Genomic DNA, 24,844 nt, shown 5'->3' on the forward strand with positions numbered 1-24,844 from the left:
CGGTAGCCGCTGCCCTCGCTGCCTGCGGTGTGACGGATGCGGGCGCGCAGCGGCGGCCGGTAGTCGTCGCCGTAGTAGAGCTGCTTGAACTCCTCCTTGGCCAGGAGGTCGGCCTCGGAGACGACGCCCAGCACGCGGTTGTCGTCGTCCAGCACCGGCATCCCGCTGACGCTCCGGCTGATGAGCAGCTCGGCCACGGTGTGGAAGGAGGCGTTCTGGTTGACGGCGGCCACCTCGGTGGTCATCACGTTCTCGACGACGGCGGTCATGGCGATCTCCTCACGTGCTTGACCCGGACGATGCCGGGCACGGTGTGGGTGAGCAGGCAGGCCTCGACCTCGGCGCGCAACTCGTCGTCGGGACGGGCGAGCATGACCTCACGGACGAGCATGGCTGCCTCCCTGCCGGGGGAGTCCTGTCCTCATCACACATCGCGACGACGGCGTTGTTCAGAGCCGAAGGTCCCGAACCAGGCGGCCGTTGGTCAGGGCCACAGCTCCAGAGGTTCGGTGATGACCTCCTCCGCGAGGAACGCCGACAGAAGCTCCGGCAGGCGGCGGGGATAGAACAGGCCCGTGCTGGAGGTCACCTCGGCGATGGACCACCATCGGAAGTCGAAGTAGTCCTCGGCCTCGAAGTCCACCCGCTCCGACCCGTCGATGTCCGGGCCGCTCACGTCCAGGCGCACGGATACGACGACCTCATGCTGAAGCCGCCGGGCTCCTCGGTAGGTGAACGAGCTGTCGCGCCGCCAGGTGGGGTCGCCGACCTGGCGGCGGTCTATCCGGATGCCGGTTTCTTCTTTCAGCTCTCTGATCGCGGCATCGGCATAGTCCTCACCGGCGTCGATGCCGCCGCCCGGAAGCTCCCACCACGTGCCCTTCTCCGGCATCGTCGGGTCGCGGGTATGGAAGAGCAGCAGATGATCGCGTACATCGAGGACGACGAGTCGGACCGCGTCCCTTTCGATGACGGGCCTGTCATGGGATGTTTCGGCCATTGGCTCAAGGTACCTTGATCGATCGCCGACCGATCGCGAGAACGTTCTCGGCGTCGGCTGATCGACCTGATCGGCAGACGCTGGAACCTGCGCATCATCTGGGAGCTGCGACACGGCCCGTCAGGCTTTCGCGACCTGCAACGCCGCTGCGACGACATGTCCTCCAGTGTCCTTCGCCAGCGACTGGTCGAGTTCGGCGGGGCGCGCATCGTGCACCAGACACCCGACGGCCGCTATGCCCTCACACCCCTGGGCGACGAGGTGCACCAGGCGCTGAGCCCGCTCGCGCAATGGTCCGAACGGTGGGCGGACGCGCTGAGCAGGGAGGATCCTGAGTGCTGAGCATCGCCGTCGGCCAGGCCGTGGAAGGACGACGAACGTTCCGTTGCTCGGCAGCCGTGAGGGCCGAGCCGGGTGCGGCTCGGCCCTCGGACTGGGCGGTCAGTTGACGACGGCGAGGCGGGTGATGGTGTGCCAGCCGCTGCCGATGGTGTGGGTGGTGGTGATGTCGGGTGTGCCGGGGTTGCCCTTGGCGAGGTAGGTGTTGAGGGTGCCGTCGGTGAAGCGGGCGGTGATGTCGGTGCGGCCGTCGTTGTCCATGTCGGCGAGGGTGAGGCGGTTGATGGTGTGCCAGCCGGTGCCGATCTGTCGGGTGGTGGTGATGTCGGGGGCGCCGGTGGTGCCCTTGTTGAGGTAGGCGTAGAGGTTGCCGTCGCTCGCGCGGGCGAGGAGGTCGGTCTTGCGGTCGCCGTCGATGTCGGTGGTGGAGACGAGGCCGACGGTGTTCCAGCCGGTGCCGATGGGAACGCGGTTGGCGAAGTTGGGCGCGCCGGTGTTGAGGTAGGCGTACAGCGCCCCGTCGGTGGCTTGGCCGATCAGGTCGGTTTTGCCGTCGTTGTCCATGTCAGCGACGAGGAGGCGGGTGATGACGTTCCAGCCGGTGCCGACCAGCACGCGGGTGGTGATGTTGGGGGCGCCGGGGCTGCCGGTGTTGAGGTAGGCGTACAGGGTGCCGTCGCTGGTCTGGCCGAGCAGGTCGGTCTTGTTGTCGTTGTTGAAGTCGCCGGTGACGACGCGGGTGATGATGTGCCAGCCGGTGCCGATCGTCACCGGGGGTGCGGAGAAGTCGGCGCCGCCTTGGTTGAGGTAGGCGCGTAGGCCGCCGTCGGTGTCGCGGCCGATGAGGTCGTTCTTGCCGTCGTTGTCGATGTCGGCGACGGTGATGCGGTTGATGCCGTTCCAGCCGGAGCCGATGGTGGTCCCGCCGTCCACCGACGGCCGGCCGGCGGTGCCGGTACCGCGGTAGAGCCGTAAGGTTCCGTCGGCTGTGGTGCCGAGCAGGTCGGGCTTGCGGTCGCCGTCGAAGTCGACCGCCTCACCCGTCGTGTCGTCGGCTTCCTGGCCGCCGCCCCCTCCCGTGTACGGGAGGAGGGCGTTGACGATGAGCTGCGCGTCGGCGGCCTGCGTCTGGTAGCGGGACGGGTACGCCGACACCTGGACCGCCTGGCACACATCGCCGATGGGCGCGGTCTGCCAGGAGTTGCCGGGGTAGAGGCGGAGCATCTTGTCCAGGAAGGCGTTGGTCGCCCAGACAGGGTTGAGCCGCTGCGCGCGGCTGCCCCAGGAGGCGCGCTGCTGGAACAGGCCGAGGCTGTCGTGGTCGACCTCTTCGCTGATGTTCTGGACGCTGGTCTCGACGATCGTGGTCGTGATCGCGATCACCGCGGCGCGGAGATCCAGCCCGCGGTCACGCGCGGCCTTGACGACCATGCGGGCGCAGGACACGCGGTACGCGGACATGTAGCCGCGCATCTTGGCCTGCAACGTGCTGTTGAGCTGGGTGGCCACGGCGGCGTCGGCGGGCGTGGTGCCCGCGGGGTCGCAAGCCGCCAGCTGGTAGGCGGCCCTGACCTCCGAGGCCGTGGTGGGCCGTGGGTCGGCCATGGCGGGGGCGGCAAGCAGGGCGAGGGCGGTCATGGTCGTCAGAGCGACAGTCTTGAACATAGGAGTCTCCTTTGCGGCAGCAGTAGGGAAGATCAGTTGACGACGGCGAGGCGGGTGATGGTGTGCCAGCCGCTGCCGATGGTGTGGGTGGTGGTGATGTCGGGTGCTCCGGCGTTGCCCTTGGCGAGGTAGGTGTTGAGGGTGCCGTCGGTGAAGCGGGCGGTGATGTCGGTGCGGCCGTCGTTGTCCATGTCGGCGAGGGTGAGGCGGTTGATGGTGTGCCAGCCGGTGCCGATCTGTCGGGTGGTGGTGATGTCGGGTGCGCCGGTGGTGCCCTTGTTGAGGTAGGCGTAGAGGTTGCCGTCGCTCGCACGCGCGAGGAGGTCGGTCTTGCGGTCGCCGTCGATGTCGGTGGTGGAGACGAGGCCGACGGTGTTCCAGCCGGTGCCGATGGGGACGCGGTTGGCGAAGTTGGGTGCGCCGGTGTTGAGGTAGGCGTACAGCGCCCCGTCGGTGGCTTGGCCGACCAGGTCGGTTTTGCCGTCGTTGTCGATGTCGGCCACGAGCAGGCGGGTGATGACGTTCCAGCCGGTGCCGACCAGCACCCGGGTGGTGATGTTGGGTGCGCCGGGGCTGCCGGTGTTGAGGTAGGCGTACAGGGTGCCGTCGCTGGTCTGGCCGAGCAGGTCCGTCTTGTTGTCGTTGTTGAAGTCGCCGGTGACGACGCGGGTGATGATGTGCCAGCCGGTGCCGATCGTCACCGGGGGTGCGGAGAAGTCGGCGTTGCCTTGGTTGAGGTAGGCGCGTAGGCCGCCGTCGGTGTCGCGGCCGACGAGGTCGGTCTTGCCGTCGTTGTCGATGTCGGCGACGGTGATGCGGTTGATGCCGTTCCAGCCGCTGCCGATGGTGGTCCCGCCGTCGACGGAGGGCCGGCCGGCGGTGCCGGTACCGCGGTAGAGCCGTAAGGTGCCGTCGGCTGTGGTGCCGAGGAGGTCGGGCTTGCGGTCGCCGTCGAAGTCGACCGCCTCACCCGTCGTGTCGTCCGCCTCGTCAGGGACGGTGACGGCGCCGACGGGGGAGCTGTAGCCGACGATGTCCACGTTGCCGCGGGCGTAGCTGTTCGCCTTGGTGCGGTTGCCGCTGTTGCCCTCGATCGTGTACACCGTGCTGCCGTTGGCCGAGGTGACGACGCCTACGTGGTCGATGTCGCCGCTCTGGTCCCAGTCGAAGACCACGGCGTCGCCGGGCTGCGGGGTGTAGCCGCTGGATCGGGTGTGCCACGTGCCGTGCCGGGTGCCGTAGTCGCGGAAGGAGGAGGCCCAGCCGGTCAGCACGCCGCCGGAGGTCTCGGCCACGTCGGCGTGCGGGACGCCCGCTTGACGCCACACGTACTTGACGAAGTCGGCGCACCAGTCGCTGTTGCGGAACTGGACGCCGTCGCCGGAGCCGCACCCGCTCGACGACTTCCACGTGCGGAAGACGCCGGTGTAGTAGTTGCAGTTGCTTCCGGCGGGTCGTTCGACGTTGCGGTCGCCGTCGTTCATCTCGGTCTGGGCGACCGTGACGATGCGGCTGCGCTCGACGGCCGCGGCGGGGCCGGTGACCGTCGTCAGCATGAGGGCGGCGGGAAGGGTGAGAGCCGCGCCGGCCGCAACGAGTCCGCCGAATGATCTGTTCATCTCGTTCTCCTCTGGGTTTGCTTGGTGGGGAGCATGGTGGGGGCGGCTGTAAAAAGCCTCCAGAGGCGTTGAAACGCGAAGCCTGAGGAGAAGCGATGGAGTTTCGCCTGCTCGGCCCGGTGGAGGTGTGGAGCGAGGGCGGCCAGGTGCCGCTCGGCGGTGCGAAGCCGCGGGCGCTGCTGGCCGCGCTGCTGCTGGAGGCGGGGCGGGTGGTGCCCAGAGAGCGGCTGATCGGGGCCGTGTGGGACGAGGACCCGCCGTCCACCGCGCGGCAGATCCTGCACACGTACGTCGCCTCGCTGCGCAAGGCGTTCGTCGGCGCCGGACTGCCGCCCGTGATCGTGTCCCATCGGGTGGGCTACCTGGCCGAGGCGCCGCCGCAGTCCCTGGACAAGCTCGTCTTCGAGCGGCGGGTCGCCGAGGCGCGCCGGGCGGTCAAGGAAGGCGCTCATCTCAGAGCAGGGGAGCTGTTCAGGGAGGCGCTCGCGCTCTGGCGCGGGCCCGCGCTGGGCGGGATCGGCGACTCCTTCCTGCGCGCCGAGGCCGCCAGGCTGGAGGAGCTGCGGCTGGCGGTCGTCGAGGAGCGGGTCGCCGCCGACCTGGCCGCGGGCCAGGACGAGCAGCTCATCGAGGAACTGGGCGAGCTCGTCGCGTCGCACCCCGGGCGCGAGCGGCTGCGCCGCGACCTCATGCTGGCGCTGTACCGAGCGGGCAGGCAGTCCGACGCGCTGGCCGTCTACCAGCACGGGCGGCGGGTCCTGCTCGACGAGCTGGGCCTCGAACCCGGCCCCGAGTTACGCCAGGTGCAGGCCGCGATCCTGCGTTCGGACCCGGCGCTGCTGCACGCCGCCAGATCCGCCACCGCTCGCCTGCCTCGCCAGCTGCCTCCCCCCGTACCGGACTTCACCGGCCGCGCCGACGAGCTGGCCACCTTGTGCGAGCACCTGACGAAACCGGACGCCATGCCGCTGTGCGTCATCTCCGGCCAGGGCGGCGCCGGCAAGTCGGCGCTGGCCCTGCAGGCCGCCCACCAGGTCGCGGACACGTACCCCGACGGGCAACTGCACGTCGAACTACGCGGTACGAGCGAGACGCCCGCCACTCCCGAGGAGGTCCTGGGCCGGCTGCTGCGTGAGTTGGAGCCGCCCGGCACCCCGCAGCCCGGCACGCTGGAGGAGCGGACCGCCCGCTACCGCACGCTGCTGGCCGGCCGGAGGAAGCTGGTGGTGCTGGAGGACGCGGCCTCCGAGAGCCAGGTCCGGCCGCTGCTGCCGGGCGACTGCGGCTGCGGAGTCGTCGTCACCTCGCGCAACCGGCTCGCCGGGCTGGCCGGCGCGGCGTTCGTCGACCTCGGCCTGCTGCCCCCGCAGTCGGGGTTCGACCTGCTGGCCCGCATCACCGGCGAGGACCGGGTCGCCGCCGACCCGGACGCGGCCTGGCGCGTGGTCGCCCAGTGCGGCGGCCTGCCCCTCGCGCTGCGGGTGGCGGGGGCGCGGCTGGCCTCGCGCCGCCAGTGGACGGTGGCGCGGCTGGCCGACCGGCTGGCCGACGAGCACCGCAGGCTGGACGAGCTGGCCGTCGGCGACCAGGAGGTGCGCGCGAGCATCGGCCTCAGCTACCGGCTGCTGTCCGAACCGGCCAGGATCATGCTGCGCCGGCTCGGCCTGCTCGGGCTGCCCCACTTCAGCGTCTGGAGCGCCGCCGCGGCCGCCGAAACCGGCCTGGACGAGGCCGAGCAGGTGCTGGAACAGCTCGTGGACGCGTCCCTGGTGGACATGACGGAGCCTGATCCGGCGGGCCGGATCCGGTACCGGCTGCACGACCTGATCCGGCTGTTCGCCGCGGAACGGGCGGTGGCGGAGGAGCCGGAGCCGGTCCGCAAGGCCGCCGTCGCCCGGGTGCTGGGCGGCTGGCTGTGGCTGGTGCAGCAGCTCGGCGCCGAACGGCCGACCGGGGGGATCCCGCGGCGCGCCGACGGCGGGCTGGTCCACCCGCTGGCGGAGGAGGTGGCGCGGGCGGTGCTCGCCGACCCGCCCGCCTGGATGCGGCAGGAGGAGGAGGCGCTGGTCGTCGCGGTCGAGCTGGCGGCGTCGATGGACCTGGACGAGCTCGCGGTCGAGCTGGCCGCCGCGCTGTCGTCGGTGGCCTTCGAGGGCAGCCAGTACGTCTTCGACAACCCGTTCACCTCCTGGAACCGCACCCATCAGGCCGCCCTGGCGGTGGCGCGGCGGATGGACAACTCGATCGGCGAGGCCAAGCTGCTGGCCGGGCTGGGCCAGCTCGCCTACGAGCGCGACCTGTACGCCGAGTCACGCGAGTACCTGGGCCAGGCGCTGTCGTTGTTCCGCGCCGCCGAGGACGCCCGCGGGGAGGCCACGGCCCTGGCCGCGCTCGGCGCCGCCTGCCGCGAGCAGGGCTACCTGCCCGAGGCGCTGCACTTCCTGAACGGAGCTGAACAGCTGTGGGCCGGTCTCGCCGACCCGCAGGCCGTCGCCCACGTCAAGCGGCTCGCGGGCACGGTCCACCTGGAGCGCGGCGACTTCCCGGCCGCGCAGGCGGCGCTCGCCGCGGCGCTGTCGCTGTACCAGGAGGCCGGCAACCGCCGCGGCGAGGGCCTGGTGCTGCGCAACCAGTCGCTCTACCACCGCGCCCGCGGGGAGCTGGACACCTCGAAGGAGCTGGCCGAACGCGCGCTGAAGATCTTCCTCGACCTGGACGACCGGTTCATGGTCGCCTACTGCAGGCGCGCCCTCGGCAAGACCCTGACCCGGCTGGGCCGGCACGACGAGGCCCGGCGTCTGCTGGGGGAGTCGCTCGAGGTCTCCCGCACGATCCGCGACCGCTGGGGCGAGGCGTGCACCCTGCGCGCGCTGGGCTCGCTGTATCTGGCCGAGGGCCGGCTCTACCAGGCCAAGGACCACCTGGAGGAGTCCCTGAAGTTGTGGGACACGCTGCGCATCGACCTGTTCCGCGGGCGTACGCTGCGCGACCTGGCCCTGACGCACCAGGCGCTCGGGGACGACGCGCTCGCCGCGTCCCTGCGTGCGGAGGCCCTGGAGATCTTCCGGGTGCACGGCGCCCGTGAGTACGGCGAATCCGCCGCGCTATAGGCGGCTTCAATCCGATTACAGCGCTTTTGGAGCCTCAGGTCTCACGATGGAGCCGGCGTCTCACGCGGAGGCGCCTCTGCTTCTGCGAAGGTCCCATGACTGAGATCGTGCTTCTTTCCGATGAACGGATCGCCGCCGTGCCGGTGCGGGAATGCGGCGAACCGCTGGTCGACCTGCGTTCGCTGGAGTCCGTGCGGGTGGACGGGCGCCAGGCCGACGACGCCGGCGCGTTCGCGCACGTACGACAGAGCGTCGCCGACCGCCTGGTCGCCGCCCAGACCCAGCTCCCTCGAGGGCTGCGCCTGCTGGTCGTCGAGGGTTTCCGCCCCATGGCTCTGCAGGAGCGGTACTTCGCCTCCTGCGTGGCCCGCCTGTCGGCGGCGCACCCGGAGTGGGACGGTGAGCGGACGTGGACCGAGGCCAGCCGGTACGTCTCCCCGCCCGGGGTGGCCCCCCACACCTCCGGAGGCGCCGTGGACCTCACCCTGTGCACGACGGAGGGGACCGAGCTGCCCATGGGGACGTCGGTCAACGCCACCCCGCCGGAGAGCGACGAGGCCTGCCACACCGACGCGCCGGGCATCGGCGCCGAGGCCCGGCGCAACCGCGAGGCCCTGGGCGCGGCGATGTCGGCCGCCGGTTTCGTGAACTACCCCACCGAGTGGTGGCACTGGTCCTACGGGGACCGCTACTGGGCGCACGTCTCCGGCGCCCACCACGCCCGGTACGGCCCGGCGGACGGGCCGGGCTGATCGTCCCCCGGTGCCGGGATGTCAGTGGGCGCAGGTGATGATCGTCTCGGCCAGGTCGCGCAGCGGGGCCAGCAACCGCGGGTACGCGGCGGCGTCGAGCTCGTACAGGCGCTGGGCGCCGCTCCGCCGTACCGTCAGCAAGCCGGCGTCGCGCAGGATCTTCAGATGGTGGGAGGTCGCGGGCTGGGACAGGCCGAGGCGGGCGGCGATGTCGCCGACGTTGCGCGGCCCGGCCGACTCCAGCAGGAAGACGATGACGTCCTGCCGGCGTTCGTCGCCCAGCGCGGTCAGCAACGGCCTGCTCTGCGCGAACAGCCGGGCCACGTCGCCGCTCACGGCTTCAGCCCTTCGCGGAGCGCCTTCAGGTGCTCGACCGGCAGGCCGCGGGCGGCGCCCTCGGCGATCCAGCCGTCGAGCATCAGCCTGGTCTGCGCGCCGACCTTGGTGAAGTGCGCCTCCAGGTACGGCCACAGGTCGAAAGGCGTCAGCCGGGGCAGCACGCGCAGCGCCAGGCGCGCGGCCCAGGCCGGGGCCGACAACGCGGCGCGGCGGCCGTGCCTGGCCGCCACCACCGCGACGGCCTCCCGCCCGGCCGCCGCCGCGCCGTCCAGCCGGGGGAGCGTCCATCCGGCCTGCTCCAGCGCGGCGATGAAGGGGATCATCCTGGCCGCCGTCATCTCGCCCGCGCCCGCGCGCCGGACCCGCCGGGCCCTCGCGCCCCCGGCGCGCAGCGCGGCGACGACCTGGGGCGCCCGCGGTCCCGAGACGCCGGTCGCCGCCCCGGGCGGCGTCCAGTAGGTCATGCCGGACGGCGCGGGGAAGGCCAGCACCATGGGCGCGGCCTGCACGATCCGCTCCTTCGGCCAGAGCCGGGCAAGTGTGTCCAGATCATCCAGATCCTGGCCGATCGTGACGATCGTCGCCCCGGCGGTCGACCCGCTCAGCCGCGCGACCGTCTCGCCGCGCAGCGCGCCGGAGTCCACGCAGAGCCACACCATGTCCCACGTCCCCGCGGCCTCGCTCATGACCTCGTACGGCACGAGCCGCCCGGTCACCGGCGCCCGCCCGGACCGCAGCCGGGTCACCGGCGCCCCGCCGTCGGCCCACTTCTCCCGGCCCGGCTTGACCAGATAGGACACCCGCGCCCCGCCCGCCGCCAGCCAGGACCCGAAGACCTGCCCGAGAGCCCCGGCCCCGACGATCAGCACCTTCATAGGAAACTCCATCTAAATATTTGGAAAAATGGATCATATGGGACACCCGGCCGTACCGCGAGAGGTGGAGGGACAGTAGGCCAGGGCCACCGCCTGAGCGCGGCTCGACACGTCCAGCTTGGCCATCAGGCGATTGAGGTGGGTCTTGACGGTGGCCTCGGAGATATGGAGGTGATCGGCGATCTGCTGGTTCGACATGGTCCGGCCGACGAGTTGGAGCACGTCCGCTTCGCGTGAGGTCAGCTTGTGCGGCGCGGGCCGCGCTGATGGGTTGACGAAGGCGTCCACCAGGAGGAACGCGCACGCGATCACGGCCAGCAGCGCATCGGCCAGCTGGCGGTGGTCGCCCCACCAGTCCAAGGCCCGCCGCACCGTGATCGTACGCTAAGGTCCTGACCCTGAACGCGCCACGCGCCCGGCGGATGATCTTCGAGGGGACATCAGGGATCCAGCGGCCGATCGCGCGCTTCCCCCGGCTCGACCGGGAGCACGATGCCCTGCCGCAGCGCCGCCACGACATCGAGCGCGGGTTGGAGCGGAAGTCCCGTCGCCTGGCGGATTTCCTTCACCGCGGCGACCCGCTTGCCCGCCTTCGCCAGCTCGCGAGCCCGTTCCTGCGCTTCGGCGGGGACGGGGACGTCGGCGACCCGACGGGGATCCGGGCGCTGGATGGTCCCCTTCGCGTAGCCCATGCGGCCGGTGGCGACCAGCCAGGCTATGACGGCGCCCACGACGTAGGGCATCACCGAGTTGATCAGTTCCAGCGTCTCCATGCGAGCGCTCCCCACTGCCGGTAGGGCTCTGACCTGGGCGGACAGATTTGACAAATGTAGATATCTTTCATTGACGGTCACATGTTGGTTAAATACTTTCACTCGCCTTTCCCTCAACCCCCCAAGGGAACAGCATGAAACTCATCACCCGCTGGTTATCCACCGTCGTGGCCGTCTCCCTGGTGCTGGTCGGCCCCGCGAGCCCCGCGGCAGCCGCCACCACCACCGTCGACAATGCCACCGCCGACCGGTTCGCCGCCAGCGCCGAATGGGGCACCTCGGCGTGGTCCGCGCAGCGGTACGGCGCCGACTACCGGTTCGCCACCCCCAACACCACCATCAGCGACGCCGCCTGGTTCAAGGCGTCCATCGCCGAGGCCGGGGCCCACCTGGTCGAGGTCTGGTACCCGTCCGACTCCGGCTACAACAGCGCCACCCCGTTCATGGTGGCGACCACCGGCGGCGTCCGCGGCGTCGCCGTCGACCAGCGCGTCAACGGCGGCCGCTGGGTCAGCCTCGGCACGTTCACCCTGGCCGCCGGCGACTACAACGTGGTCGGCGTCAGCCGCTGGACCAGCCAGCCCGGCTACGTCGTCGCCGACGCGGTCCGGATCACCTCGTCGACCGGAGCGGTCACGTTCTCACTGCCGCTTCCGCGCACCTCGCTGCCGCGCACTGAGTACGACGACCCGCACCACGACTATCCGGCCATCGACCTGCCGGTCGGCACCGGCACCCCGGCGTACGCGGTGCGCGCCGGCACCGTCACGGTCATCAACGACAGCTCGTGCGGGCGCGGCATCAACCTGACCGGCACCGACGGGGCCATCTACACCTACTGCCACTTCTCGTCGTGGTCGGTCTCCAACGGCGCGGCGGTCAACCCCGGCCAGCAGATCGGGCTGACCGGCAACACCGGCAACTCGACCGGCCCGCACCTGCACTTCGGCATCCGCACCGGCAGCACGCGGCGGTGCCCGCAGAACTTCCTGCTGGCCCTCTACGACGGCGCCACCCCGCCGGCGGCGAGCAGCCTGCCGACCACGGGCTGCTTCTACACCAGCCTCACGTCCGAAGAGGTCGTGCCGCTCGGCTGACCCCCTCCCGGCAGCGGGCTCGCTGTCAGCAGGCCAGGGGCAGGTCCTCGCGGGCCTGCTCCAGGTCGGTCGCCCAGATCCACAGCCGCTGGGCGGGCGGCACCTCGTGGTAGCCGAACAGGCCGACCTCGGTGAGCGTGCGCAGGTCGACGCACACCCGCTGGTAGGCCGCCGCGATCGCGGCCGCGGGATCGGGCAGGCTGACGGCGCCGAGTTTGACGCAGGCCCGGTACTCATACCCCAGCAGCAGGTCGGAGCCGAACTGGGCCCAGGCGCCGCGCTGCTCCTGCCAGGCCTTCTCGGCCTCGGAGAGCAGCAGGCCCAGGTCGGCGGGCCGGGGGATGGACGGGTAGATCACGAAGGTGGCGGCCCAGCCGAGTGCGACCAGGTCGAGGTTGAAGGTGCGCCGGTCGGGATGGTCACGCGGCGGCAGCGGGTCGGCCGCCGTGCCGGCGAACCAGGGGGCGGTGTAGGCCAGCAGCCGCCCGTTCTGCTCGACGAGCTCGCCGGTCGCGATGACGGCCATCCTGCGCTGCGAGCCGTCCGGACGCTTCAGCCGGGTGTTCACCATGCTCTTGTGGGCCTCGGCGGCCAGCTTGCCGGCGCTCAGGTGCCGTTGCGCGGCGTCCGGCGTGATCCGTTCGATCAGATACTCGCGTAACGCGCGGGGCAGGGCGTCGTAGGTGCCGTCACGCAGGCGCTCCCTGGTGCGGTCGAGGGTGGCCTGGGCGGTGGGCGGGCTGCCTCCGAACTGGCTCTCCGGGGTGTCGATCGACACCATCCGGACCGACATCTCGATCTTCGGGGTGTCGCCGTCGGTCACCTCGAAGAACCGGTAGTCGTTGGCCGGCCGGCTGGGCCCGGAGAAACCGAGATCCACCATCGCTGCGCTCCCGCACCGTCGAAAGGGGTGAAGACCTACAGCCCGACATCGCGGCCGATCACCCTTTCGTTGCGGGTATCCCGTCGCCGAACGGCCGCCCCGGCTGAGCACACGAGGCGGGGACGCGGCCGTGTCAGTATCGGTTGTTCCTGGCGTCCAGGGCGAGGTCTTCGTCGATGGCGTCCGCCGAGACCCGCGTGAGCCCCAGGTGGTCCTTGGCGATCCGGCCGAGGGTGGGCAGGGTGCTCCGGTCCGGCCAGGTCTCCGGCTGCCACAGCGCCGAGCGCAGGAACGCCTTCGCGCAGTGCATGTAGAGCTCCTCGACCTCGACGAGCATCGCCAGCCGGGGCCGCTTGCCCTGGACCGTCAGGTCGTCGAAGAACGGCGCGTCCGACACGAGGGTGGCCCGGCCGTTGACGCGGAGCGTCTCGTTCATCCCCGGCACCAGGAACAGCATCCCGACGCGGGGGTTGTGCAGCACGTTGCGGAAGCTGTCGAGCCGGTGGTTGCCCGGCCGGTCGGCGAGGGCCAGCCGGTGGTCGTCGAGGACCAGCACCGATCCGGCGGGGTCGCCGCGGGGGGAGACGTCGCAGGTGCCGTCGGGGCCGGTGGTGGCCAGTAGCACGAACGGGGAGTGCGCGATGATCGTACGCGCGTGCTCGTCGATCTGGGCGATGTCCTTGTCCCAGGCGGCCCGCGCGGGCTCCTTGACGAGCTCGCGGAGTTCGGCCTCGGTCGTCACCGTACGGATCTCAGAAGGTGGCACCACCCGACTATACGGGCAGATCGTCCATCGAGACGATCCGGCACCCTTTGCCGCGCCTTGTACGGTAAGGGGACGAGGGGAGTACTTCCCAAGCGTCGCACCCGGTCAGTACGGACCTCCGGCATGGTCCTCGGGGCGGCCGCCCGCACGGGCGAAGGAGACCTCGAACGGCTCGACGTTCGAGGAGGACTCATGCCCGTCATGTCCGTTCAGCGTGCCGTCACGCTGGAGACGATCGCCTCGCCCTGGTTGTGGGCGGTCACCATGGCGGCGCTGGCCGTCCTGCTGGTGGCCGACTTCGTGGTCACGCGCCGCCCGCACGAGGTGCGGATGCGCGAGGCCGCGGGCTGGTCCGTGTTCTACCTGGCACTCCCGCTGGCGTTCGGGGCGGGCCTGTGGGCGTGGGCGGGGTCCACCGTGGCGGTGGAGTTCTTCACCGGTTACGTCGTGGAGAAGTCGCTGTCGGTGGACAACCTGTTCGTGTTCATGCTGCTGCTGGCCGCCTTCGCGGTGCCACCCGCCCTGGCGCAGCGCGTGCTGCTCTACGGGATCGTCGGGGCGCTGCTGCTGCGGGCCGTCTTCATCGCGCTCGGCGCGGCCGCGCTGCAGAGCGGCACGTGGGCGTTCCTGCTGTTCGGCGCCATCCTGGTGGCGACCGCCGTGAAGGTCTTCAAGGAGGCGGCGAGCGGCCAGGAGCAGAACGTGGACGTCTCCGCCCTGCGCTCGGTCCGGCTGGTGCGCCGGTTCATGCCGGTGACCGACGACTACCGCGGCTCGCGGCTTCTCGTACGGGAGAGCGGCCGGTACGCGCTGACCCCGCTGGCGCTGGCCATCGTGGCCGTCTTCGCCACGGACATCGTGTTCGCCGTCGACTCGGTGCCCGCCGTCTACGGCGTCACCGAGGATCCCTTCCTCGTCTTCGCCACCAACGCCTTCGCCCTGCTGGGCCTGCGCGCGCTCTACTTCGTGCTGCAGGGCGCCCTGGCCAAGCTCCGGCACCTCAACCACGGGCTCGCCCTGATCCTGGCGTTCATCGGGGTCAAGCTCGTCCTGCACTGGGCGCACGGCATCTGGTCCTGGGTGCCGGAGATCCCGACCCTGGCCTCGCTGGGCGTCATCGTCGTGGTCCTGCTCACCGTCACGCTCACCAGCCTCCGGGCCAACCGCCGCGACGAGGCGCTGTCCGGCAGGTCCGGTTTGTCGTCTTAGGGACGGGGGTAGCCCGGCAACCGTGACCGACCACGTCGACGGGGTGCGGCGGATCGCGGTGCTGCGCGCCAACGCGATGGGCGACTTCCTGCTGGCCCTGCCCGGCATCGAGGCGATCAAGGACGCCTATCCTGGTGCCACGCTCACGCTGCTCGCCCGCGACTGGCACGCCGGCTTCCTGGCCGGGCGGCCCGGCCCGGTGGACGAGGTGATCGCGCTGCCGCCGGTCACCGGGGTGTCCACCGCCGAGGACGGCCACCGCGCCCCTGACGGACTGCTGGCGCGGCTGCGGGACCTGCGGTTCGACCTGGCCGTGCAGATCCACGGCGGCGGACGGTACTCCAACCCGTTCGTCCTGGGCCTCGGCGCGAGGCTGACGGCCGGGCTGCGCGCCCCGGACGCGCCGCCGCTGGACCGGTGGGTCCACTACGCCTTCCACCAGCACGAGACGGTGCGCCACCTGGAGGTGGCGGCGCTGGTGGGCGGGCGCCCCGGCCGGATCGAACCGCGCCTGGCGGTGACGGCCCGGGACCGCGCGGAGCTTGGCGAGGTGCCCGAGGGGGCGGTCGCGATCCACCCGGGGGCCGCCGATCCGCGGCGGCGGTGGCCGCCGGAGCGGTTCGCGGCGGTGGCCGACCGGCTGGACCGGCCCGTGGTGATCACCGGCTCGGACGCCGAGCGCGACCTGGTGGCCAGGGTGGCCGGGGCGATGCGGCGGCCCGCGGTCACGGTCGCCGGGGAGCTGAGCCCGGGCGGGCTTGCGGCCCTCTACGAGCGGTGCGAGCTGCTGGTGGCCAACGACACGGGGCCGCGCCACCTGGCGGCGGCGGTGGGCACCGCGACGGTGGGGATCTACTGGTGCGGCAACCTGATCAACGCCGGGCCGCTCAGCCGGCACCGGCACCGGCCGGTGGTGTCGTGGACGCCCGCCTGCCCGGTCTGCGGCGAGAACGGGCTCGGACCGTACCCCGGGCGGTGCCCGCACGATGTGCCGTGGGTGACCGACGTGCCGGTGGACGCGGTGGCGGAGGAGGCCGAGGACCTGCTGCGGTGAACGACGGCCGTCAGAGTGCGGCGACCGCCCGCCGGTGCGCCCGGCCGGCGGCGGCGTACCACTGGGCGGCGACGACCACCGCCAGGAGCAGCTCGACCGCGTCCCCGCCGTAGTACATCAGCTGCGCCCCGTTCCGCAGGTCCGCGGGCGCGAACGCGGTGCCGGGCGGCGGCGTGACGTACAGCGTCTTGGCCAGCACGGCGTGCGCGGCCCCGCCGGCCAGCAACGCGCCAGCGCGCCAAGGCAGGCTCCAGCGGCGGCGCACCGGGTCGAGCCGGCACACGGCGAAGGCGTACAGCGTCCCGGCGGCCACCACGTGCAGGTGGACGGCGGCGTGCAGCCACCCGTCATGGGCGGTGGCCGCCAGCAGCGGCGTGCGGTACAGCAGCCACAGCCCGCCCACGTTCAGCACCACCGCCACCGGGGGAGACACCAGCCACCCGACGGGGCGGGCGTGCGCCACGGCCAGGACGGCGCGCCGCGCCCGGCCCGGAGGCAGCGCGCGCAGGGCCAGCGTCAGCGGGCGGCCGGTCACCAGCAGCACCGGGGCCAGCATCCCGGCCAGCAGGTGCTGCGCCATGTGCGTGGTGAACGGCCCCGCGGGCACCCGCACGGCGAAGGCCGCCGGCAGCAGCACGGCGCCGGCGAGGAAGCCCGCCTGCCACGTCCACGGCCACGCGTCCCCCCGGCGGCGCAACCGCCGCGCGGCGGCCACGTAGAGCGCGGCCACCACACAGAGCGCCACCGCCGGCCAGAAGGCCGCCGTCAACCCCTCCGCGTGGTGATCGTGCCCCGGTGTCATCGGCCGGTCCCCGGACCGGTCACGGCCCGGGCCCGGACGGCGAGCACCGCCCCGGCGGCCAGCAGCGCCAGCGCCGCGCCGTTCCAGAGCAGGTCGTAGACCAGCAGGTCAGGCACGCCGTAGCGGATCTGGTGCAGCCGCAGCACCTTGTGGTCGACCAGCCCGTCGAACAGCTGGAAACCGCCCGCCCCCAGCAGCAGCCCGGCCCGGGCGTGCGCGGAGGACAGCGTCCCGCGGCGGCGCAGGTCGGCCCAGAGCACGAACCCCGCGACCAGCGCCAGCAGTTCGGCGGTGTGCAGCAGCCCGTCCGACAGCAGGCCGACGGCCGGTGTGGCGCGATCGAAGAAGTGATGCCAGCCCAGCAGCTGGTGGAAGACGATCTCGTCGACCGCCGCCATCAGCGCCGCCCCGATCAGCGCCGCGGCCGTCATCGACCGGCCGCGCTCCACCGGCGAGTGCGGCCGGTCGGATCCCATCCCCATGACCTCCTCAGGACGCCGCGGACCGGTAGGGCGGGGAGTTGCCCGCGGGCCGGTCCCACGCGCAGGCCCGGGTCTCCGCCAGCAGCAGGTCCACCACGTCGGTCAGGTTCTCCCTCCGGGCGAAGGCCCGGCGCTGGCGCTCGGCCGAGCTGCCCCTGGCCAGCGCCTCCTCGACCAGCGCGGAGACGAGCTCCCAGTCCGACGACTCCTCCAGCTGCGGCCGCAGGCCCTCCACCAGCCGCCTGATCACGACGGGAGCCGGCCGCGGCACGCCGCCCACCGGGTCGATCAGCTCGCCTTCCAGGCCGGACCGCGCCGCCTGCCACGTCGCGGCCCGCACCGCCTCCAGCTGCACCTCCCGCTCGACCCCGTGGCGGAGCGCCTCCAGCTCCCTGGCCACCAGCGCCCGGAACAGCCCCGCGATCAGCACGATGTCCGACAACTGCGGGCACGAGTCGCAGATCCGCAGCTCCACCGTGGGCAGGTGGTCCGAGGGCCGGATGTCGAAGTAGAGCATCCCCGGGTCGCTGATCACCTCGGACCGGATGAGCTCCTGGATCATCTGCTCGTACTCGGCGGCGGACTCGAACTTCGACATCGGGCCCGCGGTGGGCCAGCGCTGCCAGACCAGGGTGCGGTAGCTCGCGTACCCGGTGTCGGCCCCGTCCCAGAAGGGCGAGCTGGCCGACAGCGCCAGCAGCGGCGGCAGCCACGGCGTCAGCCGGTGCGCGACGGCCACCGCCTCGTCCCGGTTCTTCACCTCCGCGTGCACATGGGTGCCGCAGATCAGCTGCTCCCGCGTGAGCTGCTGATAGTCGCTGAGCATCTGCTCGTACCGGGGATCCGGCGAGACCTTCAGCTCGTCCAGGTCTGCCAGGAGAGGGCTGCCCGCCGCGCTGATGCCCAGGCCGAGCTCGTCGGCCCGCCGGATCAGCCGCGTGCGCAGCTCGCCCAGGTCGCGCGCCAGGTCCTCCAGCCGCAGGAACGGCGAGCTGTTGGACTCCACCATCGAACGCTGCAACTCGTGGGTGAAGCGACCGGAGGGCAACCCCTCAAGCAACTGCTCGGCGCGCCCCGCCAGCCGGCGGGTGGCGAGGGAGACCACATGGAACTCCTCCTCGACCCCGACCTTGATCACTTCCCCGTCCTCGATCACCAGAACCACCTCCGGCCCGTACCTTCATGCGACCGCCCCTCTCCCCAGAAAAGGGCCTCTCTCACCTGCAACGATCACCGGACATCGGCTCTGCGCTCGGAGTTTGCCCCCGGCGGGGGCGGGCAGCCGCGGGCGGATGAAGCCGACATTCCGTACAACCCGCAAAGGACGGAACGAGAAGGCCCGCCCCAGGAGCCGCAAGCCCCTGCTCCTGACGGGTCTGGCCGCCGCCGGAGGCGCCGCGCTGGTGGCGCGGATCGTGCGCGCGGCGAGGCCGGAGGAGCCCGCCGCGTTCGCCGTCACGGTCCTGGCCGATCCCGCCACGCTGACCGGCCCGGACCGGCCCGACGCGCTGGCGCGGCTGGCCGAGCGGCACGAGGTCCGCATCACCCCCGCCCCGGGCGGGCGGGGCAGCGAGATCGCCGTCCCCGCCGCCGACGGCGCCACCAGGGAAGAGGTACGCGCGATCAAGCAGATGCTGGAGACCGGCGAGGTCCTCGTCGTGGAGGGCCAGCCGGAAGGCCATCGCACGCTGCTCGGGCGGACCGGACAGCCGGTGTTCCGGCAGCTGACCAGAAGGGGGACGCGGTGAAGGCGCTGTGCTGGACAGGCGTGAACGAGGTCGCGGTCGAGGACGTCCCCGACCCGGCGCTACTCAACCGTCAGGACGCCGTCGTCAAGGTCACCGCCAGCTCGGTGTGCGGCTCCGACCTGCACCTGCTCGACGGCTACGTGCCCACGATGATGGCCGGGGACGTGCTCGGGCACGAGTTCGTCGGCGAGGTCGTCGAGGTGGGCGAGGACGTCCGCGAACGCCGGGTCGGCGAGCGGGTCGCGGTCTGCTCGATCATCGGGTGCGGCCGCTGCCACTACTGCCGCGAGGGCCTGTGGTCGCTGTGCGACAACACCAACCCCAACCCCGGCTTCCTGGAGAAGCTGAACGGCCACGCCACCGCCGGGATCTTCGGCTACTCGCACGCGCTGGGCGGCTTCGCCGGCAGCCACGCCGAGTACATCCGCGTCCCGTACGCCGACGTCAACGCGTTCCCGGTGCCCGGCGGCGTGCCCGACGCCAGTGCCGTGTTCGCCTCGGACGCGGTGCCGACCGGCTGGATGGGGGCCGACCTCGGCCAGGTGGGCCCCGGCGACGTGGTCGCCGTCTGGGGCGCCGGCGGCGTCGGCCAGATGGCCGCCCTGGCGTCGCTGCGGATGGGCGCCGAGCGCGTGATCGTCGTCGACCGCTTCCCGGAACGGCTGGCCATGGCCGCCGCCATCGGCGCCGAGACGCTCGACTACGAGCGGGTGGACGTGCTGGACGCGCTCAAGGAGCTGACCGGCGGGCGCGGACCGGACGTCTGCATCGAGGCCGTCGGCATGGAGAGCCACGGCACCGGCGCGCAGTACGGCTACGACCGCGCCAAGCAGGCGCTGCGCCTGCAGACCGACCGCGGCCTCTCGCTGCGCCAGGCGATCCACGCCTGCCGCAAGGGCGGCACCGTCTCCGTGCTGGGCGTCTATCTCGGCCTGGTCGACAAGTTCCCGATGGGCGCGGTCATGAACAAGGGCCTGACGCTGCGCGGCGCGCAGCAGCACGGCCACCGCTACATCCCGATGATCCTCGACCTGATGGGCCAGGGCGAGATCGACGCCTCGCACCTGCTCACCCACCCGCTGAGCCTGGAGGACGGCCCGAAGGGCTACGAGCTGTTCAAGCGGAAGGAGGACGGCTGCGTCCGCGCGGTGTTCCATCCGGACGGCGTGCCGGTGAACTGATCGGATCCGGCGCCGGTCGCCCTCCCGGGACGTAGGCTCGGAGTCGTCGGGCGCCGGAAGGATGCGAGATGACGATCGTCGACCTCGCCGACGTGCACGCGGACATGATCGAGCAGGTCGGCGGCAAGGCCGCCGGGCTCGGCGAGCTGATCAGGGCGGGTGAGCGCGTCCCCGGCGGCTTCTGCCTGACGGTGGATTCCTACGTCGCCCGCCGCCTGCCGGAGAACGAGCTGCTCGACGCGTACGAGCGGCTCGGCGGCGGGCGGGTGGCCGTCCGGTCCAGCGCCACCGCCGAGGACCTGCCCGAAGCCAGCTTCGCCGGCCAGCAGGACACCTTCCTCAACGTCGAGGGCGCCGGCCCGCTGATCGACGCGGTCCGCGCCTGCTGGGACTCGCTGCACACCGAGCGCGCCGTCGCCTACCGGGCCGCGGCGGGCATCGCCGACGCCGCCATGGCCGTGGTGGTGCAGCGCATGGTCGACCCGGTGGTCGCCGGGGTCCTGTTCACCGCGAACCCGATCACCGGCTGCCGCGCCGAGATGGTCGTGGACGCCGCCCCTGGCCTGGGCACCGCCGTGGTCGAGGGCACCGTCGTCCCCGACCACCACGTCCTCGGCCACCGCGGGCCCGTCCCCGACGGCGGCGGCGGCTGCCTCGGCCGCGAGCAGCTCACCGAGCTCCGCGACGCAGGGCGGCGGCTGCAGGATCACTTCGGCGCGCCCCAGGACGCCGAGTGGGCGATCGACGCGGACGGCACGCTCTGGCTGCTGCAGTCGCGGCCGGTCACCACCCTGTTCCCGGCCCCGCCCGACACCGGTGACCTACGGCTCTACCTGGAGTTCGGTCACCTCCAGGGCATGCTCAGGCCGATGACGCCGATGGGGGTCTCGCTGCTCAAGATGGCCGGGGGCCAATGGTTCCGCTCGGTGGGCGCGCGGGTCGACCCGCGTGACCCGCTGCCCCGGCTGATCCCCATCGGCGGGCGGCTCTACTTCGACCTGACCGACTTCGTCCGCAGCGAGGTCACCCGGGGAAACCTCGGGACCTCCCTGGAGGTGTACGGGCCGCGCGTGCAGGGCGCGGTGGAACGCATGCTGGACGACCCGCGGTTCGCGCCGCGCGGCGGTCTGCCGTTCCGCCTGCGCAGCGCCGTCAAGATGACGCTCCGGCTGGCCCCCGCGGCGGTCGCGGGCATCGCCGCGAGCCTGGCCAGGCCGGACGCCGCCCGGCTCAGGGCCTACCGCGCCCTCGACGCGATCAGGCGCCGAGCGGAAGCGCCCGCCGGCCCGGCCACGGCGGCCGAGCGGCTCCGCTGGGTGATCCAGGACTCCCACCGCGCGATCATGAGCCGCGACATGATGGGGATGATGTGGCCGCTGATCACCGGGATGCTCGTCGGCACGGCCCCGGCGGGGCTGCTCGACGGCGTCGCCACGCGGGACGAACTGGACGTCGTGCTCGGCGGGATGCCGCACAACGTCACCACCGAGATGGACCTGGCCCTCTGGAAAGTCGCCGAACGGGCGCGGGAGCACCGCGACCTGTTCCTCGGCCCGCCGCCGGAGGAACTCGCCGCCCGCTATCAGGCGGGTGACCTGCCGGACATCGGGATGGCCGGCTTCCTCGACAGGTACGGCATGCGGGCCGCGGCCGAGATCGACGTCGGCATGCCCCGCTGGGACGAGGACCCGGCCCCGCTGTTCGCCACGATCGCCAACTACCTCCGCGTCGACGACCCCGCCCAGGCGCCCGACCGGCGGTTCCGGCAGGCCGCGGAGAAGGCGGAACGGATGATCGACACGCTGGCCCGCCGGGCGCGGCGCGAGAGGCCGGTCACCGGCCGGCTCGCGGTGTTCCTCATGCGCCGCTCCCGCAAGCTCACCGGGCTCCGGGAGATGGGCAAGTTCGCCTGGCTGCCGGCGCTGCGGTCGGCCCGCCGCGAGCTGCTGCTGATCGGGGACGACCTGGCCGCGCGCGGCCTGCTGGCAAGCGGCGCCGACATCATGTTCCTCGACCTGCCCGAGGCCCTGTCCGCGGTGCTCCACGGCGCCGATCACCGCGACCTGGTCGCGGCGCGCCGCGCCGCGTACGAACGGGAGCTGCGCCGGCACACCGTCCCCGGCGCCCTGCTGTCCGACGGGACCGACGTGGAGACGCTCGCCCCGAAGGAGCCCGCCGGCGACGGGGTGCTGACCGGCATGGCGGGGGCCGCGGGCCGGGCCACCGGCAGGGCGCGGGTGATCCGCGACCCCGCCGGCGCGCGGATCGAGCCGGGCGAGATCCTCGTGGCCCCCACGACGGACCCCGGCTGGACCCCGCTGTTCCTGACCACGGCCGGGCTGGTGACCGAGACCGGTTCCCCGATCGCGCACGGCCCCACCGTCGCCAGGGAGTACGGCATCCCGGCCGTCATCTGCGTCCGCGACGCCACCACCGAGATCCGCACCGGCCAGCTGATCACCATCGACGGGGCGGCGGGCACGGTGCGCATCGAGCAGGACGGCTGACGCCCACCTTGCCGGTCACCGGCAAGGTTCGCCCCCGAACGCTGCGGCCCGCTGTCCTTGTCCGCGGTACCCCCCGCCCACCAGCATCGAAGGGACGATCCAGTCTCATCGGGGAGGGCCATGACGGACGCCGGACCACGCGTGCCACGACTCTTCAGCCGCGGCTCGTGGGCCGAGGCCCGGCGTGTCGCCGGCATCCTGCGCAAGGAGACCGTGGGGGGCGCGCTCCTGCTCGGCGCCGCCGCACTGGCCCTGGTGTGGGCGAACTCGCCCTGGTCGGGAATGTACGAGTCGCTGCGCGGTCTCACCGTCGGCCCCGCCTCCCTGCACCTGAGCCTGGACCTGGCGACCTGGGCGGCCGACGGGCTGCTGGCCGTCTTCTTCTTCGTCGCCGGGCTGGAGCTGAAGCGCGAGTTCGTCGCGGGCGACCTGCGCCGGATCAGCCGTGCGGCGGTGCCGGTCGCCGCCGCGCTGGGCGGGGTCGTCGTGCCGGCCGCGCTCTACCTGCTGGCCACCCGGCACGTCGCCGGGGCCGCGGCGGGCTGGGCGATCCCGACGGCCACCGACATCGCCTTCGCGCTGGCCGTGCTCGCGGTCATCGGCAGGTTCCTGCCGCCGGCGCTGCGCACCTTCCTGCTCACCCTGGCCGTGGTCGACGACCTCCTGGCCATCGTCATCATCGCCGTCTTCTACACCGGACACCTCGCACCCGTCCCGCTGCTCGCCGCCCTGGTGCCGCTGGCGGTCTTCACGGTGCTGGTGCGGCGCGGGGTCCGCGCCTGGTGGGCGCTGCTGCCCCTGGCGTTCGCCGTCTGGGCGCTGGTGCACGCCTCCGGGGTGCACGCCACGGTCGCGGGCGTGCTCCTGGCCTTCGCGGTGCCCGTCGTCGGCGGCGGGCCGGGCGGTGACACCGGTCTGGCCGAGCACTTCGAGCACCGCTTCCGGCCCCTGTCGGCGGGGGTGGCCGTGCCGCTGTTCGCGTTCTTCGCGGCGGGGGTGCACCTGGGCGGGCTGGACGGCCTCGGCGCCGCGCTCACCGACCCGGTCGCCGTGGGGGTCATGATCGGCCTCGTCGCCGGCAAGCCGCTCGGCATCATGGCCGCCACCTGGCTGGTGGCCCGGTTCACCCGCGCCCGGCTCGCCGAAGGCTTGACCTGGCTCGACGTGCTCGGCCTGTCGATCCTGGCCGGGATCGGGTTCACGGTGTCGTTGCTCATCGGCGAGCTGGCCTTCGGGACCGGCGGCGACCACGTCAAGCTCGCGGTGCTGGCCGGGTCCTGCGCCGCCGCCCTGCTGGCCGGGGTGATCCTGCGCCTGCGCGACCGCGCCTACCGGCGGATGAGCGAGGCCGAGGCCGACGACCGCGTCCCGGACGACGCGTACGCCGTGACGCGCGGGTGACGTGCCCGGTCACCGGGCCCTCGGGGCAGAATCGCCCCTGTGAGCGACCACGTACCCGGCTTCGACCTCGAGGACATCGCCGCCCGCGCCAGCGCGGACGCGGGCGGCGTGCCCGCCCGGTGGCTCGGCGAGTACCTGCCCCTGCTGGCCGAGGTGAGCCGGACCCTGGGACACCTCGGCGGCGCGGCGCTGGCCCGCATGCGCGAGTGCGGTGAGACGGCCGCGCGCGACGGCATCCCGCTGCGCGCGGTCATCGACGTCCACCTGAGCGCCACCTGGCTGGCCTGGCCGGTGCTGCCGGGGATCGTCGGCGCGAGACGGGCGCAGGAACTGCGGTCCGCGGGAGAGGCGATCTTCAGAGCCGCGGACCGGTCGGTCGGCGCGCTGGTGGAGGGGTACGAGGCGGCCCAGCGGCTGGAGATCCGCCGGGAGGAGGCCGTACGCCGGGAGTTCGTCGACGACCTGCTCCAGGGCAGCGGCGACCGCGGCGCCGTGGCTGAACGCGCGGCCCGCTTCGGGCTGCGCCTGGCGGCCGCCCACCTCGTCTGCGTCGCGCGGACCGACCGGCCCTTCCAGGACGCCGGCCCGGTCGCCCGCCACGTGGAGGCCGCGCTGCTGTCCGCGTTCGGGGCCGGCGACATCCTGGTCGCCACGAAGGACGGCCTGCTGGTGTGCGTGGCCCCGCCGCGCGCGAGCGGGGTGAGCGAGGCGTTCGCCACGCGCGTGCGGCAGGCGCTGGGGCCGGGCGCGCCGCTGCGCGTCGGGGTCGGCCGCGCCCACGAAGGGCCCGGGGGAGTGGCGCGCTCCTTCGATGAGGCGCGGAGCGTGGTGGCGCTCGGCCGCCGCCTGGAGCTGGAGCAGGAGGTGCTGTACGCGTCCGAACTGCTCGTCCTGCAAGTGCTGCTGCGCGACGAGGCGGCCATCCGCGAGCTCGTCGAGGCCGTGCTCGGGCCGCTCCGGGCCGCCAGGGGAGGCCCGGCCACCCTGCTGGAGACGCTGTTCGCCTACTTCGCCAGCGGCGGCGTCGCCACCGCCACGGCGACGCGCCTGCACGTGGGCGTCCGCACGGTGACCTACCGCCTCGACCGGATCCAGCGGCTCACCGGCTACGACCTGAGCCGTCCCATCCAGCGGCACGCCCTGGAGACGGCCACCCTCGGCGCACGCCTGCTGGGCTGGCCAGAGACGTAACCCACCGACGCGCCGCGGGTGAGCTGACCGGCATACCGGCGGCATACCGCT

General features: G+C 72.7%; 25 protein-coding genes. 11 read left to right on the forward strand and 14 right to left on the reverse strand.

The window, feature by feature from the left end; all coding sequences use genetic code 11:
- The 3 genes from ACGFI7_RS27605 to ACGFI7_RS27615 form a co-directional block, all read right to left on the reverse strand.
- Positions 1-269, reverse strand: a 269-nt coding sequence (locus ACGFI7_RS27605; RefSeq protein ID WP_393409580.1) for a CBS domain-containing protein, incomplete at its 3' end; no start/stop codon positions are given.
- Positions 266-391: a hypothetical protein gene (locus tag ACGFI7_RS27610; protein ID WP_393409581.1), complete on the reverse strand. Its 126-nt coding sequence runs from the start codon at positions 389-391 to the stop codon at positions 266-268. The genes ACGFI7_RS27610 and ACGFI7_RS27605, both read right to left, overlap by 4 nt.
- 93 nt (positions 392-484) lie before the next feature.
- The gene (locus ACGFI7_RS27615; RefSeq protein ID WP_393409582.1) at positions 485-1,114 is read right to left on the reverse strand and encodes an NUDIX hydrolase; all 630 of its coding nucleotides are present in this window, start codon (positions 1,112-1,114) and stop codon (positions 485-487) included.
- Here ACGFI7_RS27615 and ACGFI7_RS27620 point away from each other — a divergent pair.
- Complete coding sequence (locus ACGFI7_RS27620; RefSeq protein ID WP_393410523.1) at positions 1,106-1,342, forward strand: winged helix-turn-helix transcriptional regulator; 237 nt, start codon at positions 1,106-1,108, stop codon at positions 1,340-1,342. The genes ACGFI7_RS27615 and ACGFI7_RS27620 overlap by 9 nt on opposite strands.
- A gap of 99 nt (positions 1,343-1,441) precedes the next feature.
- On the opposite strand, the gene ACGFI7_RS27625 is transcribed toward ACGFI7_RS27620, so the two are convergent.
- A complete protein-coding gene (locus ACGFI7_RS27625; RefSeq protein ID WP_393409583.1) occupies positions 1,442-3,004 on the reverse strand; it encodes an FG-GAP repeat domain-containing protein in 1,563 nt (520 codons plus the stop codon).
- A 32-nt stretch (positions 3,005-3,036) separates the two neighbouring features.
- Positions 3,037-4,623 (reverse strand): FG-GAP-like repeat-containing protein, encoded by a 1,587-nt coding sequence (locus tag ACGFI7_RS27630; protein WP_393409584.1) that lies wholly within the window; start codon positions 4,621-4,623, stop codon positions 3,037-3,039.
- 95 nt (positions 4,624-4,718) lie between these two features.
- On the opposite strand from ACGFI7_RS27630, the gene ACGFI7_RS27635 reads away from it, so the two are divergent.
- Entirely contained in the window at positions 4,719-7,733 is a 3,015-nt protein-coding gene (locus ACGFI7_RS27635; protein ID WP_393409585.1) for a BTAD domain-containing putative transcriptional regulator, read from the forward strand.
- Between the two features lie 95 nt (positions 7,734-7,828).
- On the forward strand, positions 7,829-8,485 hold the full coding sequence (locus tag ACGFI7_RS27640) for a M15 family metallopeptidase (RefSeq protein ID WP_393409586.1): 657 nt from the start codon (positions 7,829-7,831) through the stop codon (positions 8,483-8,485).
- 21 nt (positions 8,486-8,506) lie between these two features.
- On the opposite strand, the gene ACGFI7_RS27645 is transcribed toward ACGFI7_RS27640, so the two are convergent.
- The 4 genes from ACGFI7_RS27645 to ACGFI7_RS27660 all read right to left on the reverse strand — a co-directional run bounded on the left by ACGFI7_RS27645 (position 8,507) and on the right by ACGFI7_RS27660 (position 10,472).
- Complete coding sequence (locus ACGFI7_RS27645; protein ID WP_393409587.1) at positions 8,507-8,821, reverse strand: ArsR/SmtB family transcription factor; 315 nt, start codon at positions 8,819-8,821, stop codon at positions 8,507-8,509.
- Entirely contained in the window at positions 8,818-9,699 is an 882-nt protein-coding gene (locus ACGFI7_RS27650) for a ketopantoate reductase family protein (protein ID WP_393409588.1), read from the reverse strand. Before ACGFI7_RS27650 ends, ACGFI7_RS27645 begins: the two co-directional genes overlap by 4 nt.
- Before the next feature lie 33 nt (positions 9,700-9,732).
- The gene (locus ACGFI7_RS27655; protein WP_393409589.1) at positions 9,733-10,059 is read right to left on the reverse strand and encodes a helix-turn-helix transcriptional regulator; all 327 of its coding nucleotides are present in this window, start codon (positions 10,057-10,059) and stop codon (positions 9,733-9,735) included.
- Positions 10,060-10,139: 80 nt separating this feature from the next.
- The gene (locus tag ACGFI7_RS27660; protein ID WP_393409590.1) at positions 10,140-10,472 is read right to left on the reverse strand and encodes a hypothetical protein; all 333 of its coding nucleotides are present in this window, start codon (positions 10,470-10,472) and stop codon (positions 10,140-10,142) included.
- Positions 10,473-10,606: 134 nt separating this feature from the next.
- Between ACGFI7_RS27660 and ACGFI7_RS27665 the strand changes: the two genes are divergently transcribed.
- Positions 10,607-11,569 carry a peptidoglycan DD-metalloendopeptidase family protein gene (locus ACGFI7_RS27665; protein WP_393409591.1) on the forward strand — a complete coding sequence of 321 codons (963 nt, stop codon included), beginning with the start codon at positions 10,607-10,609 and terminating at the stop codon, positions 11,567-11,569.
- 25 nt (positions 11,570-11,594) lie between these two features.
- Here the strand turns inward: ACGFI7_RS27665 and ACGFI7_RS27670 are convergent, their stop codons facing one another.
- Both ACGFI7_RS27670 and ACGFI7_RS27675 read right to left on the reverse strand, forming a co-directional pair.
- Positions 11,595-12,452 (reverse strand): hypothetical protein, encoded by an 858-nt coding sequence (locus ACGFI7_RS27670; protein WP_393409593.1) that lies wholly within the window; start codon positions 12,450-12,452, stop codon positions 11,595-11,597.
- 133 nt (positions 12,453-12,585) lie between these two features.
- Positions 12,586-13,218: a pyridoxamine 5'-phosphate oxidase family protein gene (locus ACGFI7_RS27675; protein ID WP_393409595.1), complete on the reverse strand. Its 633-nt coding sequence runs from the start codon at positions 13,216-13,218 to the stop codon at positions 12,586-12,588.
- A 201-nt stretch (positions 13,219-13,419) separates the two neighbouring features.
- Between ACGFI7_RS27675 and ACGFI7_RS27680 the strand changes: the two genes are divergently transcribed.
- Together ACGFI7_RS27680 and ACGFI7_RS27685 are read left to right on the forward strand one after the other, a co-directional pair.
- Complete coding sequence (locus ACGFI7_RS27680) at positions 13,420-14,427, forward strand: TerC/Alx family metal homeostasis membrane protein (RefSeq protein ID WP_393409596.1); 1,008 nt, start codon at positions 13,420-13,422, stop codon at positions 14,425-14,427.
- Between the two features lie 22 nt (positions 14,428-14,449).
- A complete protein-coding gene (locus ACGFI7_RS27685; protein WP_393409597.1) occupies positions 14,450-15,481 on the forward strand; it encodes a glycosyltransferase family 9 protein in 1,032 nt (343 codons plus the stop codon).
- Positions 15,482-15,491: 10 nt separating this feature from the next.
- On the opposite strand, the gene ACGFI7_RS27690 is transcribed toward ACGFI7_RS27685, so the two are convergent.
- From ACGFI7_RS27690 to ACGFI7_RS27700, 3 genes are read right to left on the reverse strand one after another with little or no spacing between them, the layout of a single operon-like run.
- Entirely contained in the window at positions 15,492-16,283 is a 792-nt protein-coding gene (locus tag ACGFI7_RS27690; RefSeq protein WP_393409598.1) for a cytochrome c oxidase assembly protein, read from the reverse strand.
- A complete protein-coding gene (locus tag ACGFI7_RS27695) occupies positions 16,280-16,765 on the reverse strand; it encodes a DUF2243 domain-containing protein (protein ID WP_393409599.1) in 486 nt (161 codons plus the stop codon). The genes ACGFI7_RS27690 and ACGFI7_RS27695 overlap by 4 nt, the downstream gene beginning before the upstream one ends.
- 7 nt (positions 16,766-16,772) lie before the next feature.
- Complete coding sequence (locus ACGFI7_RS27700; RefSeq protein ID WP_393409600.1) at positions 16,773-17,921, reverse strand: glutamate--cysteine ligase; 1,149 nt, start codon at positions 17,919-17,921, stop codon at positions 16,773-16,775.
- Between the two features lie 136 nt (positions 17,922-18,057).
- On the opposite strand from ACGFI7_RS27700, the gene ACGFI7_RS27705 reads away from it, so the two are divergent.
- From ACGFI7_RS27705 to ACGFI7_RS27725, 5 genes are all read left to right on the forward strand, one after another.
- The gene (locus ACGFI7_RS27705) at positions 18,058-18,513 is read left to right on the forward strand and encodes a hypothetical protein (protein WP_393409602.1); all 456 of its coding nucleotides are present in this window, start codon (positions 18,058-18,060) and stop codon (positions 18,511-18,513) included.
- 20 nt (positions 18,514-18,533) lie between these two features.
- Positions 18,534-19,694 carry a zinc-dependent alcohol dehydrogenase gene (locus ACGFI7_RS27710; protein WP_393409603.1) on the forward strand — a complete coding sequence of 387 codons (1,161 nt, stop codon included), beginning with the start codon at positions 18,534-18,536 and terminating at the stop codon, positions 19,692-19,694.
- 68 nt (positions 19,695-19,762) lie between these two features.
- A complete protein-coding gene (locus tag ACGFI7_RS27715) occupies positions 19,763-22,201 on the forward strand; it encodes a PEP/pyruvate-binding domain-containing protein (RefSeq protein ID WP_393409604.1) in 2,439 nt (812 codons plus the stop codon).
- 120 nt (positions 22,202-22,321) lie between these two features.
- Positions 22,322-23,602 carry a Na+/H+ antiporter NhaA gene (nhaA, locus tag ACGFI7_RS27720; RefSeq protein WP_393409605.1) on the forward strand — a complete coding sequence of 427 codons (1,281 nt, stop codon included), beginning with the start codon at positions 22,322-22,324 and terminating at the stop codon, positions 23,600-23,602.
- Positions 23,603-23,641: 39 nt separating this feature from the next.
- Entirely contained in the window at positions 23,642-24,793 is a 1,152-nt protein-coding gene (locus tag ACGFI7_RS27725) for a PucR family transcriptional regulator (protein ID WP_393409607.1), read from the forward strand.
- Positions 24,794-24,844 lie beyond the last annotated feature (51 nt).

Origin of the sequence: Nonomuraea sp. NPDC048826 (assembly GCF_043198225.1) — a bacterium.
GTDB lineage: Bacteria > Actinomycetota > Actinomycetes > Streptosporangiales > Streptosporangiaceae > Nonomuraea.